This window comes from Tissierella sp. P1 (assembly GCF_002266425.1).
Taxonomy (GTDB): domain Bacteria; phylum Bacillota; class Clostridia; order Tissierellales; family Tissierellaceae; genus Tissierella; species Tissierella carlieri.
Genome location: NZ_NPMN01000034.1, coordinates 23,797 through 37,011, shown reverse-complemented (window position 1 = coordinate 37,011; position 13,215 = coordinate 23,797). Strand labels below are relative to the sequence as shown.

Here is a 13,215-nt window from a genome sequence, read left to right as displayed (position 1 = left end):
TCATCAATGCTAATCCTGGAATCGATCCAAATAGATTGCAAATTGGTCAAGTAATATGTATACCAAGATCGATACCACCTACACCTCCATGCCCTAATGGATTCCTCTATACAGTAGTTGCTGGGGATACTTTGTTTTCAATTGCCCAAAGGTTTAATGTAACTGTTCAGGCAATTATAAACGCGAATCCAGGAATTGATCCAAATAGATTGCAAATTGGTCAAGTAATATGTATACCGAGAAGATGTTTTACTGTTTGTATATAAATACTTCTAACTAATATAATTGTAAAAACAAAAGCCCAATAATTTGGGCTTTTGTTTTTTCATTGTTCAATTTTTTAAGATGGACGAATTACTCCGCAAGCTATTCTTTTTCCTGAATTACCAGCTGGCTGTGTTCTATAATCATCGGGGTTCTGATGGATTATAACCGATCTACCTATAATATCCTCAGGTTTAAACTTATCTGTAAAAAAGCTCATTCTGGCATAGCGTTATTTGAAAATAAAACGGGAAAATCTCCAATATGGTTTCCATGAGGTTGATTTGTTGGATTGTAGTGTTCTCCTGCTGATTCAAATGGATTTTCCGGATTCGTAACCTCACATATTCCCTTCTCATGTATATGGAATCCATGTGGTCCTATAGGTTGGTTATTACCTTCAGCAGGTTTATATAATGGTAATCCCCAGACTTCTACACTCACCTCTGTACCACCTTCTACATCATCAAAAAATATTATGCCGTGTAAATTCGGATACAAATTTCCACCCTTTATTCTTGCATATGCCTTTGTTCTATTTTCATGACACATTACTTATTCCTCCCTTCAAATATATAATATGAATGGAGTTTATAATAGGTGTAATATAGATATTTTTACATGAAAAATGGATAGTATTTTTTATGTGAATCACAGTATTTCGATATAGTGGCATAAAAAAATAAATTAATCATATTTGTCTTAGTTAATATTCCACCTATAACCTTCGAATTAAGATACCTTTCATATAAGCTGAATTATTATGAGTATGATAAATCTTTTCTTTTTCTTCTTCTGTACATCCAATTAGCATCTTAATTTCTGAATCTTTTTTCATTAAATCTATGGTACAGATTATGGCATCTATTCTTTGTTCCTTATGGGTTCCCATCCAGACATCAATTCCATTCCCATCCATTGATACAGTATCCCTTAAATAACCATAATCTACTTCATAAAGAAAATCTGGATATTTTGGATGTACTGTTCCTTTTGGTCTATCAATAATAACCTCAGATTTCTGCATAAGGCAATCTAATGCATTCCAAAATTCTATGTTATATTCCATAATACTTCCTCCACTTACATAAATAGTTATTGATCTTAATATATAAGTGTTGATATAAAATAAGCTTTTATATATTAAAATCAAAATACTATATTTACTATTGAAAAATTTGCTTTATTATTTTAATTCATATTCATTATTAAACCCATACTAATGTTATAAATCTACCAAATCGTGCAGGCTATGCAATTTTAAAAAGTTCTCCAAGATTTTATTCAAACAATAACCTAATAACTGACCTTTGTTCTGCATCTATAATCTTTCCACTAGGTATCACATGAAATAAAATTTCATCCCTTTGCCACAATCCGCCAATTGGTCGTAACATATAATATGCACATCTTTTTAGCATTTCAAATTGCATATTTAAATCATCTGCGCTATACATTTGATTAATAATATTAAATAATTCTGGATCATTATTTTCAATATAGTTCAAATGTACTTTGGGTTTTCCTATTTCTAATTTTTTTATTCTTGCATAACATTGCAAAAACCAATCAAAAGAGGAAAATATGAAATACTTAGAATATAATTCATTTTCATATAATCTATGTTCTAATTTGTCTATGATATGCTGAAATGTGAACCTAAAAGTATTTATCTCATAGTCTGATAAATATTCTGGAGCTTTCCAAGTCTTTTTTATTTTATCTAAAACATCTTTGGTTATATTATTTCTATCAAAAAGTATTTTACAATTTAGATGGACCAATAGAAACTCATTTAAAGGAGAATCTGCTAAAAAATCATCCACAGATAAAAGCATACAATCTATGGGTATTCCACCTATATGGAAATGTAACCCTGTAAAATTATGAGATATAGGTTTGTTAAATATAACAGTTAAATCGTAATCTCCACCAATACTCATATCACTATGTGCCCTACCACCGTACTCAACAATTCCTACAATGTCATCTTTCTTTTTCAGATGTTCAATAAAACTATCAATATCCTTAAATGAGTTAATATCCTTTAACATATGTTCACCTCCTAGATTAAATACATACAATCTCCATCTCTTTAGGTACTCTAAATATTGTTAGTTAATCTTTGTATTAATTTTTCTAATCTTCTTATCTTAGTCTCCTCTTTCTTTGATTCTTCGATCTTATTGATCTCTTCTCTTTTAATGTAGTATGGCAACTCATTAAATCTTGAATTTGCAATTGGATTACTTCTAATCTTCTCTAAGATATAGTTAGGTATATCCAAAACTCTCTCCTGAACATCAGGCTTTAAAACTACATGGATGCTATCCCCTATTTCTTTTTTACATATTGATTTTATTTTCTTATTATAAACCATATAATGTCCATTTTTACTAGGTAACAATGTACCCGAAAAGGGATGCCCATCAATTATAGCTTGTACATTGAATCTACTTCTAGTTCTATACTCTTCTTCTATAGAAAACGGGATATAAAATACTATCCACTCCATTTTACCCTCAAGTTTTTGTAAAACTGCATTGAATTCTTTACTCATATTAATTCTCATAACCTTTCTCTTATTTGATCTAATATAAATTATATCTAGTTTCAATAAAATTTAGATTGCTGAATTAATTCAACATTTTAATAGCCTTATATCACTCGTTGTGCTTTTAGATCATGATATTTCAGAAGAAATTCTTCCACAATTTCTTTAATTGTGGAACTCAAATTTGATGGTATCATATCCAATGGGAAAAAGCATGCATCTCTCCCTTCACTTGGATCGACAACAATTTCTCCGGAATAATCCTTACATAAATATGTAATAGTGACATTGTAAACTTCATTCCCGTCTGGGTATTTGTAATATAGGTTCTCACCCGAATAAACATTAAAAAGCTTTAGTTCTTCACATACTAGTCCTACCTCTTCTAAAACTTCACGACTTGCTGTTTGTTCAAAACTTTCACCTAATTCCATTGCCCCACCTGGCAATCCCCACCAATCCCTGTCAATACGATGATGCAACAAAATTTGGTCTTGATCATTTAACAAAATAACGTTTGCTCCACACATAATTATTGGTCTTGTTCCTATTAATTTTCTTAAATCCCCAATATAATCTGCCATAATCATACCTCCAAATCACTTCTTATTTCAATCTGCACAGGACATACAATTTCATACTGCTAAGAAAAACCTTAATATAAACATACAGTGAACGATGGTGGCTTATGATAGATAATTAAATCCTGCATATTAATTTTTCTAAAGCGATCAAATTATGTTCCCATTTTAGAATTTCTTTTGCCTGATTATATGAACACCATTTATATTCTTCATGTTCATCAGATAGTTTTATATTAGTTATGTTGTTAATTTCAACAGTGAAACAATAATCTTGCATCTCCATTAATTCACCCTCTTTTATCTCCCTATATGTAAATGTATAATCTAAATCTAAAATAGACTTAATGTTACTTATACCTGTTTCCTCAAATACCTCTCGAATAACCGTTTCTATTAAATTTTCTCTGCTTTCAACCCCACCACACACTGGCTGCCAATAACCGCCTCTTTCCGGGATTCGTTTTAAAATTAAAATCTTAAAAGATGGATTCTTACTAAAAATAAATGCTTGTATATTAGTTCTTTTAATCATAGCTATTTAAACTCCTTTTTTAAGTCTTCCATCAGACTTCCACCTTCTCCCATAATGTCACTCTACATTAAATACTATTCTATATTTTCTTTCAAACTCCTTCTTTTTAAATTAAATATTTCCAAAGCTAAAAAGACAAGTAATTTATTTACTTATTTTTTTAATAAAGTCAACGACTATCTCATTTATATTAGGATATTTAAAAAATATCACCGTAGGGTAGCATCCTATAAACAAATTCACCTTTTATCTAAAATAAATCATATAGTTTTCCATATTTATTTCTTACTATATGATTTATAGCTATTATTTCCTTATATATTAACTTTTCAAGGAATATATACTGCTTTGTAGTTAGTTTATATATAGTATTAAGAGAGATTATATTAGATAGGTATAAGCAACTTATCTTTTCTATGTTATTGTTATTGAATAATTTTATATTATTTTTCACATATTATTCATTGATAAACAATAAATAGTATAGTATGATATTGGTATAATATATTGAAAGGAGTTGTTATTAATTATGAAACATACAAAAAGAGTGAATTTTCTAAAAGGATTACTAAATATCATAGGTGGCTTTATTTTATTGTTTCTCATGCTTTCAATTTTAAATTGTATTGTGTTCTTTCATGATAAAGGAGCAAAAAACACTATACTATCTATAATATTTTCTCTGATATTTTTTGGCGGATATTTTATGACTATATTCACTTTAAGAAAAATCCTTAACTCAATATTGGAAAAAAATCCTTTTATTCCTGAAAATATTATTTGCCTTAGAAAAATTGGGTATTATATACTTTCTATTGGACTAATAGATGCCATCGTCAATTATCCAAAACTAAATAATATTGGTTTTAATATACTTCTTACTTCTCATGGCTCTTTAAAGCCCATAATATTTCTATATATCAGCCTTAGTCTTTTAGCCTTTATATTAGCTGATGTTTTTAAAATGGCTATAGACATCAAAGAAGAAAATGACTTAACAATATAGGGGTGATTATTTTGATTATTGTAAATCTAGATGTAATGATGGCTAAGAGAAAGATTTCTCTTTCTGAATTGGCAGAAAGAGTTGGAATCACAAATTCAAATTTATCAATTCTTAAAACTAATAAGGCAAAAGCTATTCGATTTTCTACATTAGAAGCTATTTGTCGTGAGTTACAATGTCAGCCAGGAGATATATTAGAGTACAAGGAGGATGATTAATAATCAAGACATATCTATAATACATTTTTGTCTTCAAGATAGATAATAACTCAACAAATAAAAAAGTATTAGATATGAACTATCGTATCTAATACCTTTTCATTTCTGATAAACTATAAATAATATTTATCTGGAATTGAGTTTTTCTATTGTTGTATTATATAACGCCTCATATCTCTTATTGATGCCACTCACTCAATTTTATAATTCAAATAGAGTATTCAAATTTCTTGGAATTGCTTTATACCATTCATCAATTCCAAGTATATATTTTTGTTTTAAATTCCTCTCAAAAAGAGTCTATATGCCTACTTTCTAATAACATATTAGTTTCTTCTTCTGTAAATGATATATATTCAATAATATTATCTCTTTGCCCATAGTTCATAGGACATATTTCAATAGCAATCTTTTAAAATTGTTTTTTCATATTGACCATCCTTTTCTCTATATTGCAAAGCCCTTATCTATGATTTTCACAAGCCTTTAATATTTTCAATAGCTTATTATTTTCTCAGATATTCATATTCTATAATTTTGACAACAAAGCCTGTATTCTCACAGTACAATCAATTTTTCTATCTATAGTTTTTCTCCATGAATTTGACAATGGAAAATGGACTTTATCTTTAACTGCTTGTCCCATATCCCAAAAACCATCTTCAGATATATTCTCATTAATCCAATCAACAAAATATTTACACTTACTTGGAAATAAGGAGTAGGAACTTAAAAGTTCACATGCCGTTATATATTTACTTGCTAATTTGGAACAGAATTTATCTGGAACTGTCTTGAGACAACTATCATAGATATAATATATCCCATTCTCTGAATTCATAATATAATCTAAAAATTTTGATTCAATATCACTAGGCAGGTATCCAGCTAGCAGAGCTATTACATAAAAATTTTGGAATCCCCACATATGTTTTCCCTTAGATGACTTATGAATTTCGTAATAGGCTTCCTTGTAGCATTCATGACTATAGTTATCTTTTGAAAATGCATAAGTTATAATTTTTGACCAGTTCTTAGCTATTTCTACAGCTAGTTCATTTGATGGATCAATAATTAACATCCATGTTGCTACAAATAATCTTGTTAATAAGTCCCAATCATGCTTTTTTTCTTTGTAATCTCTCAAATCTACTTCCCTAAGTAAATATCTCTCCATATAACTAAAAGCTTTTTGTATTGGTTGGTCCTCTTTGTCTAGTCCTAATATTAGTAATCTACGAAGTGCTTGTTCTGTTGTCATTATTGACTGAGAAAATTGGCTCATGCTATGAAATTGACCCCATGAACCATCTTCCCACTGTAAGTTTACAATATCATTAACCCATTTAGTTTCTAAAACTTCTTTTTTAGCATTTGCCAATTTTACATTAACCTTGTTTAAATTTATTACATCACGCATTAAACGATATTTAGGTATAGGGTCTAAATTATCTTTCATTATCTCTTCAGCTGTAATCATATATCTATCCTCCCAACACTATTAATCTTTTTTCTGGACTTCAATGATAATATTATTCTATATTTTTTTCCAAATCCCTTCTTTTTAAGTCAAATATCTCAAAAACGAAAAATAAATAATTAAATTACTTATCAATTAGATAAAATCAAGAATATGCCCTATTTTGAATTTACCTCTCTATAATTAATATATCTTTCCAATAAATCTTTGTTATCATAAAAAAAATTATATAAGATTTCAATGTTTTCAACAGTACTAGGTGAAATATAATGCTCTATCAACTCCGTTTGCACTAAAGTATTTTCTTTACATCCAATAAAGGATAAAAAATTTTCTATAATATTATGTCTAATTAATAGAAATTCACCTTCTCTTTTACCCTTTTCTGTTAAAGTTATAATCCCATATTTCTCATAGTTAACTAATCCTAGCTCTCCAAGTTTCTTAACCATTTTTGAAGCTGAGGAATCTTTTACATTTAATAGACTAGCTAATGTATTTACCCGAATATATGCTTCCTCTAGGCTATTTCTATATATCATTTCAAGATAGTCTTCTAAAGCAGGAGTAAGTGAGCCTTTGCCATATTCTTTTAGCTCATATCCTCTTACTGTATGAAATTTACTATTCAATATTATCACCGCCAAATTTTTATCTAATAATTTATATCTTTTATATATATACGAGTAACACTTCAAAAGTATTTGACATATTTTGGTGTAGAGAAAGTTTTTTTCCCAAGACTAAATTTCATTATTTATTAGGAGGTTTTTTATATGAATAATATTTATATTCCACTTAGTTCATTATCAATTGGTGAAAAGTGTAAAGTCAAGGAATTAATATCCGATGGTCTAACAAGAAGACGAATGTTAGACTTAGGGTTAATCTGCAATACAGTAGTAGAGTCTCTACATCAAAGTCCTTCTGGTGATCCTGTTGCCTATCTCATTAGAGGAGCTGTAATAGCCCTTCGTTCTGAAGCAGCCTCTATGATCTTAGTAGAAAAAATTTGAATTAGGGGGAAAGATTATGGGTTTAACGAACACATCTACAGGGTTAGAAGTTCTTGAACAAGAGCTTAAAATTGAGAAAACCACTTCCACAGATAAAATCATTGCATTAGCTGGCAACCCTAATGTAGGAAAATCTACGGTTTTTAATAACTTAACAGGACTAAATCAGCATACTGGCAACTGGCCAGGAAAAACTGTTACTAATGCTCATGGAAATTATTATCATAAAGATAATAATTTCATTCTAGTAGATATCCCGGGTACCTACTCTTTAATGGCAAATTCTATAGAAGAAGAAGTTGCTAGAGATTTTATATGTTTTGGAAATCCAGATGCAACAGTGATTGTAGTAGATGCTACTTGCTTGGAAAGAAATCTAAACCTCGTCTTACAAACTCTAGAAATTACTTCTAAAGTAGTAGTATGTGTTAATCTTATGGATGAAGCAAAGAGAAAGAATATATTTATAGACTTAGAAGAATTATCAAAACAATTAGGAGTTCCTGTAGTCGGAACTAGTGCTGTTAAAGGGAGAGGGTTACAGAATTTAATGGATTCAGTTTATGATGTTGCTTTTAATGAGTTTTCATTAAATCCTTTAAATATCCAATATGAAGAATTAATTGAAAAAGCTATATCAAAAGTTGAATTAGTACTTAAGCCAATAATTCAAGATAAACTAAATACTAGGTGGGTTGCATTAAAACTTATAGATGGAGATATTACATTATTAAACTCTATAAATAAATATCTTGGCTTTAATTTAAATGAGCAAAATGAAATAATAAATGAAGTTCATAATTCAAGAAATTTTCTAGATACAGAGGGGATTAGTCACAATATCCTACGTGATAAAATCGTTAGTCATTTAGTAAATATGGCAGAGAGTGTCAGTAATAAGGTTGTTTCTTTTGAGAACAAGAACCATAATAATTTTGATAGAAAAATAGATAAATATCTTACATCTAAAAATTTGGAATTCCAATTATGATATTTCTCCTAGCTATAGTTTTCTGGCTTACTATTACCGGCGCTAATTATCCTTCTGAGATGCTTGCTAAGGGATTATTTTGGCTTCAAGATAGATTTACAGACTTTTTCATTTGGTTAGATACCCCTGCATGGGTACATGGAGTATTAATTATGGGAATTTATCGAACATTGGCTTGGGTGGTCTCTGTTATGCTTCCACCAATGGCTATATTTTTCCCATTATTTACATTGCTTGAAGACTTAGGGTACTTACCTAGAGTTGCTTTTAATCTAGATAATTTCTTCAAAAAATCTTGTGCTTGTGGAAAACAGGCCCTGACCATGTGTATGGGTTTCGGTTGCAATGCTGCTGGCATAATTGGCTGCAGAATAATTGATTCGCCGCGAGAACGACTTATAGCCATAGTCACTAATAATTTTGTACCTTGTAATGGAAGATTTCCCATATTAATAGCAATTATTTCTATGTTCTTCGCAGGATTTTTAGATGGACCTCTTAAATCTATAATATTAGCATTAATCCTAACGGGAGTTATAGTTCTTGGAGTTATAATGACATTAATAGTATCAAAATTACTGTCCAATACAATACTTAAAGGTATTCCTTCTAATTTCACTTTAGAATTACCACCTTATAGAAAGCCACAAATAGGCAAAATAATAGTCCGCTCAATTTTTGACAGAACATTATTTGTATTAGGTCGGGCAGTAGCAGTGGCTGCACCTGCGGGACTGATTATATGGATAATGGCAAATATTTATATTGGAAATTCAAGCATTTTAACTCATTCCGCAAATTTTCTTGACCCATTTGCAAAATTAATTGGATTAGATGGTTATATCTTAATGGCATTTATTTTAGGCTTTCCTGCAAATGAAATAGTTATCCCAATAATAATCATGAGTTATATGGCTACGGGTTCTCTTCTTGAATTAGATAGTCTAGTGCATTTGAAAGATCTTCTTATTTCTAATGGATGGACTTGGCTAACCGCTGTATGTGTAATGCTATTTTCATTAATGCATTGGCCATGTGCTACTACGTGTTTGACTATCAGGAAGGAAACTCAAAGTCTTAAATGGACTGCTATTTCTTTTCTAGTACCAACCATTATTGGAATTGTAGTTTGTTTCTTAGTTGCAAGTACAGTAAGATTAGTAGGTCTAATATAAGTAAAACAAATAATAATAAAGGAAAGAGGCATTTGTCACAGGTCATTATATCAAATACCTCTTTCCCTTATTAAATTAAAGATTTATATTATATCAAAAATATGGTCATTTCTATTAATTATGAAACTATAAATTTGATATAAATGGAACTTTATGTATCGCCTTTCTAGCTTAAATTTGTTTTTATTGTACATGCCGCAATTTATTTCTATATTTCAATGGTGTAGTTCCAATAAGCCGCTTAAAGGCCATATTGTAATAATTTTGATTATTATATCCTACAGCAAGTGCAACTTCTAATATAGATAAATTTGTATGATGTAATAATTTTTTACTCTTTTCTATTCTAATTTTATTAACATAATTTGAGTATGTTATACCAGTTTCTTTTTTAAATAAATTGCAGAAATAACATTTATTTAAACCCAAGAATTCTGATATTATATCTAAGCTTAGAGACTCCTCATAATTGCTTTTAGTGAAATCCATAGCTCTCCTTATATGAAAACTATAAATTTTATTATTGTTAATATTATTTATATTCATAATATATCCCTTCCTTTTATTTAAATTATCTAAATATAGTTATAAAAAAGTAAATATAGTTAAGATTTATAATTTACTAACTGCTAAAATACTTTTAATTGATAATGATTATCACTTTCATTTGTGTTAATTATTATATCAAAATTTATTGCTCTATGTCAATTTATAGAATTACTAAGGAGGCATTATGAAAAAAAGATATTTATTGTTCGTACTAATTATTTTATCTGTAGTCTCTATATTTATTGGAGTTAAAGAAATATCTCTTTCAGATATCTTCTATTTAAGAAATGATAAAATCCAAATATTATTTTTAAGTAGATTCCCCCGACTTATTAGTATTATTGTAGCTGGGATAGGAATGAGTATAAGTGGTCTTATAATGCAGCAAACAACTCAAAATAAATTCGTATCTCCAACTACAGCTGCTACTATAGACTCTGCTAAACTCGGAATTTTAGTTTCTCTTATATTATTTTCTACTGTCAGTGTATTTACTAAGATGTTAATTTCTTTCATCTTTGCATTAGGTGGAAGTTTTTTATTTATGGTAATTTTAAAGAAAATAAAATATAAAAATGCTGTTATCGTGCCATTATTAGGTATTATGCTTGGGAGTATAATTGACTCTATGGCAACTTTTCTAGCATATAAATATGATCTTGTACAGAATGTTTCCTCTTGGTTACAGGGAGATTTTTCTATGGTTATTAAGGGCAGATATGAACTTTTATACATAAGCATTCCCCTCATTTTTATTGCTTTTCTATATGCAAATAAATTTACTTTAGCAGGAATGGGTGAAGATTTTTCAATTAATCTAGGTCTAAATTATAATAAGGTTGTTAACTTAGGTATTAGTATTGTAGCCTTAATAACTTCTGTAGTAGTAATCACTGTAGGAAAAATTCCATTTTTAGGTCTTATAATACCTAATATAGTTACCATGTATCAGGGAGATAATTTAAAGAATAACCTTGTTCCAACAGCTTTATTTGGAGCGGTATTTCTTCTTTTCTGTGATATATTAGGCCGCATAATAATTTACCCTTATGAAATTTCTATAGGTCTTACTGCTGGAGTTTTAGGTAGTCTAATTTTTATCTATCTGCTTATTAGGAGGAATGCATAATGAATTCTAAAAAGAAAATATATTTTCTTTCAATACTACTTTTAATTTTGATTACATTATTCCTTATCATAGGGTTGAATAGTAAAAATTGGCAGTATGCTCTTTCACGACGTATACCAAAGATAATCGCTATTATATTAACTGGGAGTTCTATAGCATTTTCCTCTATGATATTTCAAACTATAGCAAACAACAATATATTAACTCCCAGTGTATTAGGATTAGATTCTCTATATATGTTCTTTCAAACCTTTATTGTATTTGTCTTTGGATCTAATAATCTAGCCAAAATAGGAAATAATTTTAATTTTATATTATCTGTTGTTTTTATGGTGATTTTTTCCATTATATTATTCAAAATCCTTTTTAAAAAAGAAGGCACTGATATATTTTTTCTACTATTACTTGGATTAGTATGTGGGACATTTTTTCAAAGTTTATCTTCATTCATGCAAGTATTAATTGATCCAAACGAGTTTTCAATTGTTCAAAATAAAATGTTTGCCAGTTTTAATAATGTAAATACAAATATCTTATGGTTAGCTTTAGTAGGAATATTTTTAGCAATAGTTTATACATATAAGAATTTGAACTCTTTAGATGTTTTGTCTTTAGGTAGAGATAATGCCATTAATCTTGGAGTAGATTATGATGGAACTGTAAAAAAAATGCTGATAGTTATTTCTATATTAGTGTCTGTATCTACAGCTTTGGTTGGACCTATAACTTTTCTAGGATTATTAGTTGTAAATATTACTAGAGAATTTTTTAAGACTTATAAACACAAATATTTAATTATAGGTTCTATGTTAATTAGTTCAATTGCTCTTGTAGGAGGACAACTTCTTGCTGAAAGGGTAACAAATTTCAGTACTCCCATATCAGTAATTATTAACTTTGTTGGTGGTACTTACTTTATATTTTTATTATTAAAGGAGAGTAAGATATGATAGAAATAAAAAATGTAGTTAAGCAATATGGCAGTAAAAGTGTTGTGGATAATGTAAGTGTTAAGATAGAAAGAGGTAAAATTACTTCATTTATCGGACCAAATGGAGCTGGTAAAAGTACTTTGTTATCCATAGCTAGTAGAATTATAAGTAAAAATGAAGGCGAAGTATTTATTGACGGTAAAGAAATTAGTCAGTGGAGCAATGATGAACTTTCTAAAAAAATCTCTATATTAAAACAAACTAATCATATTAATATAAGACTTACTATTAGAGAATTAGTCAGCTTTGGTCGCTTCCCATATTCTAAGGGAAAACTAACTGCTGAAGATTGGAAATATGTAGATGACGCTTTGGCTTACATGGCTCTTAATGATATTCAAGATAAATATCTAGATGAGCTTAGTGGAGGTCAAAGGCAAAGGGCTTATATTGCTATGGTTATAGCTCAAAATACAGAATATATTCTACTAGATGAGCCTCTTAACAACCTAGACATGAAGCATTCTGTAGATATTATGAAAATACTAAGACAGCTGGTAGATGATTTGGGGAAAACAGTTGTTATAGTTATACATGATATTAATTTTGCCTCTTGCTATTCAGACTATATTATAGCTTTAAATGATGGCAAAATAGCTAAAGAGGGGGTGGTTAATGATATTATATCTAAAGATGTATTAGAAGAAATATATGATATGAAATTTAGTATCCAAGATATAGAAAACTATAGGATATGTGTTTATTACTAGAATAAAAAATATTAT

General features: G+C 28.9%; 19 protein-coding genes. 9 read left to right on the top strand and 10 right to left on the bottom strand.

All coding sequences use genetic code 11. The features are described 5' to 3' along the window. A partial coding sequence (locus CIW83_RS18710; protein ID WP_143598594.1) for a LysM peptidoglycan-binding domain-containing protein occupies positions 1 to 266 on the top strand: 266 nt, incomplete at its 5' end. A 74-nt stretch (positions 267 to 340) separates the two neighbouring features. Here the strand turns inward: CIW83_RS18710 and CIW83_RS24560 are convergent. From CIW83_RS24560 to CIW83_RS18680, 7 genes are all read right to left on the bottom strand, one after another. After that, a complete protein-coding gene (locus CIW83_RS24560; protein ID WP_201260037.1) occupies positions 341 to 484 on the bottom strand; it encodes a superoxide dismutase family protein in 144 nt (47 codons plus the stop codon). Continuing rightward, positions 481 to 816 carry a superoxide dismutase family protein gene (locus CIW83_RS18705; RefSeq protein ID WP_201260036.1) on the bottom strand — a complete coding sequence of 112 codons (336 nt, stop codon included), beginning with the start codon at positions 814 to 816 and terminating at the stop codon, positions 481 to 483. The genes CIW83_RS24560 and CIW83_RS18705 overlap by 4 nt, the downstream gene beginning before the upstream one ends. A 166-nt stretch (positions 817 to 982) precedes the next feature. Then, positions 983 to 1,333 carry an inorganic pyrophosphatase gene (locus CIW83_RS18700; protein ID WP_094903990.1) on the bottom strand — a complete coding sequence of 117 codons (351 nt, stop codon included), beginning with the start codon at positions 1,331 to 1,333 and terminating at the stop codon, positions 983 to 985. 211 nt (positions 1,334 to 1,544) lie between these two features. Further along, positions 1,545 to 2,318, bottom strand: a complete 774-nt coding sequence (locus tag CIW83_RS18695; protein WP_094903989.1) for a hypothetical protein — start codon at positions 2,316 to 2,318, stop codon at positions 1,545 to 1,547. Positions 2,319 to 2,368: 50 nt separating this feature from the next. Continuing rightward, positions 2,369 to 2,836, bottom strand: coding sequence for a YdeI/OmpD-associated family protein (locus tag CIW83_RS18690; protein ID WP_094903988.1), 468 nt, complete (start codon positions 2,834 to 2,836; stop codon positions 2,369 to 2,371). An 86-nt stretch (positions 2,837 to 2,922) separates the two neighbouring features. Then, the gene (locus CIW83_RS18685) at positions 2,923 to 3,402 is read right to left on the bottom strand and encodes an NUDIX hydrolase (RefSeq protein ID WP_201260035.1); all 480 of its coding nucleotides are present in this window, start codon (positions 3,400 to 3,402) and stop codon (positions 2,923 to 2,925) included. A gap of 115 nt (positions 3,403 to 3,517) precedes the next feature. Beyond that, positions 3,518 to 3,934, bottom strand: a complete 417-nt coding sequence (locus tag CIW83_RS18680; protein ID WP_094903986.1) for an NUDIX pyrophosphatase — start codon at positions 3,932 to 3,934, stop codon at positions 3,518 to 3,520. Between the two features lie 529 nt (positions 3,935 to 4,463). Between CIW83_RS18680 and CIW83_RS18675 the strand changes: the two genes are divergently transcribed. Then, a complete protein-coding gene (locus tag CIW83_RS18675) occupies positions 4,464 to 4,940 on the top strand; it encodes a DUF2975 domain-containing protein (protein WP_094903985.1) in 477 nt (158 codons plus the stop codon). Between the two features lie 11 nt (positions 4,941 to 4,951). Continuing rightward, the gene (locus tag CIW83_RS18670) at positions 4,952 to 5,158 is read left to right on the top strand and encodes a helix-turn-helix domain-containing protein (RefSeq protein WP_369819410.1); all 207 of its coding nucleotides are present in this window, start codon (positions 4,952 to 4,954) and stop codon (positions 5,156 to 5,158) included. Between the two features lie 529 nt (positions 5,159 to 5,687). On the opposite strand, the gene CIW83_RS18665 is transcribed toward CIW83_RS18670, so the two are convergent. Further along, positions 5,688 to 6,638, bottom strand: coding sequence for a hypothetical protein (locus tag CIW83_RS18665; protein ID WP_094903984.1), 951 nt, complete (start codon positions 6,636 to 6,638; stop codon positions 5,688 to 5,690). Between the two features lie 158 nt (positions 6,639 to 6,796). Next, a complete protein-coding gene (locus CIW83_RS18660) occupies positions 6,797 to 7,279 on the bottom strand; it encodes a metal-dependent transcriptional regulator (protein WP_369819411.1) in 483 nt (160 codons plus the stop codon). 135 nt (positions 7,280 to 7,414) lie between these two features. Between CIW83_RS18660 and CIW83_RS18655 the strand changes: the two genes are divergently transcribed. Genes CIW83_RS18655 through CIW83_RS23985 form a run of 3 tightly spaced genes read left to right on the top strand, consistent with a single transcriptional unit; the run spans position 7,415 to position 9,820 of the window. Further along, positions 7,415 to 7,654, top strand: a complete 240-nt coding sequence (locus CIW83_RS18655; protein ID WP_094903982.1) for a FeoA family protein — start codon at positions 7,415 to 7,417, stop codon at positions 7,652 to 7,654. 16 nt (positions 7,655 to 7,670) lie between these two features. Then, complete coding sequence (locus tag CIW83_RS23990; protein WP_235601408.1) at positions 7,671 to 8,645, top strand: FeoB small GTPase domain-containing protein; 975 nt, start codon at positions 7,671 to 7,673, stop codon at positions 8,643 to 8,645. Then, entirely contained in the window at positions 8,642 to 9,820 is a 1,179-nt protein-coding gene (locus tag CIW83_RS23985; protein WP_235601407.1) for a nucleoside recognition domain-containing protein, read from the top strand. The genes CIW83_RS23990 and CIW83_RS23985 overlap by 4 nt, the downstream gene beginning before the upstream one ends. A gap of 183 nt (positions 9,821 to 10,003) precedes the next feature. Here CIW83_RS23985 and CIW83_RS18645 read toward each other — a convergent pair whose 3' ends face one another. Further along, complete coding sequence (locus tag CIW83_RS18645; protein WP_094903981.1) at positions 10,004 to 10,366, bottom strand: AraC family transcriptional regulator; 363 nt, start codon at positions 10,364 to 10,366, stop codon at positions 10,004 to 10,006. A gap of 187 nt (positions 10,367 to 10,553) precedes the next feature. On the opposite strand from CIW83_RS18645, the gene CIW83_RS18640 reads away from it, so the two are divergent. The 3 genes from CIW83_RS18640 to CIW83_RS18630 are packed head-to-tail and all read left to right on the top strand — an operon-like array spanning position 10,554 to position 13,200. Continuing rightward, positions 10,554 to 11,498 carry an ABC transporter permease gene (locus tag CIW83_RS18640; protein ID WP_094903980.1) on the top strand — a complete coding sequence of 315 codons (945 nt, stop codon included), beginning with the start codon at positions 10,554 to 10,556 and terminating at the stop codon, positions 11,496 to 11,498. Beyond that, on the top strand, positions 11,498 to 12,448 hold the full coding sequence (locus CIW83_RS18635; RefSeq protein ID WP_094903979.1) for an iron chelate uptake ABC transporter family permease subunit: 951 nt from the start codon (positions 11,498 to 11,500) through the stop codon (positions 12,446 to 12,448). The genes CIW83_RS18640 and CIW83_RS18635 overlap by 1 nt, the downstream gene beginning before the upstream one ends. Further along, a complete protein-coding gene (locus tag CIW83_RS18630; protein WP_094903978.1) occupies positions 12,445 to 13,200 on the top strand; it encodes an ABC transporter ATP-binding protein in 756 nt (251 codons plus the stop codon). Before CIW83_RS18635 ends, CIW83_RS18630 begins: the two co-directional genes overlap by 4 nt. Positions 13,201 to 13,215 lie beyond the last annotated feature (15 nt).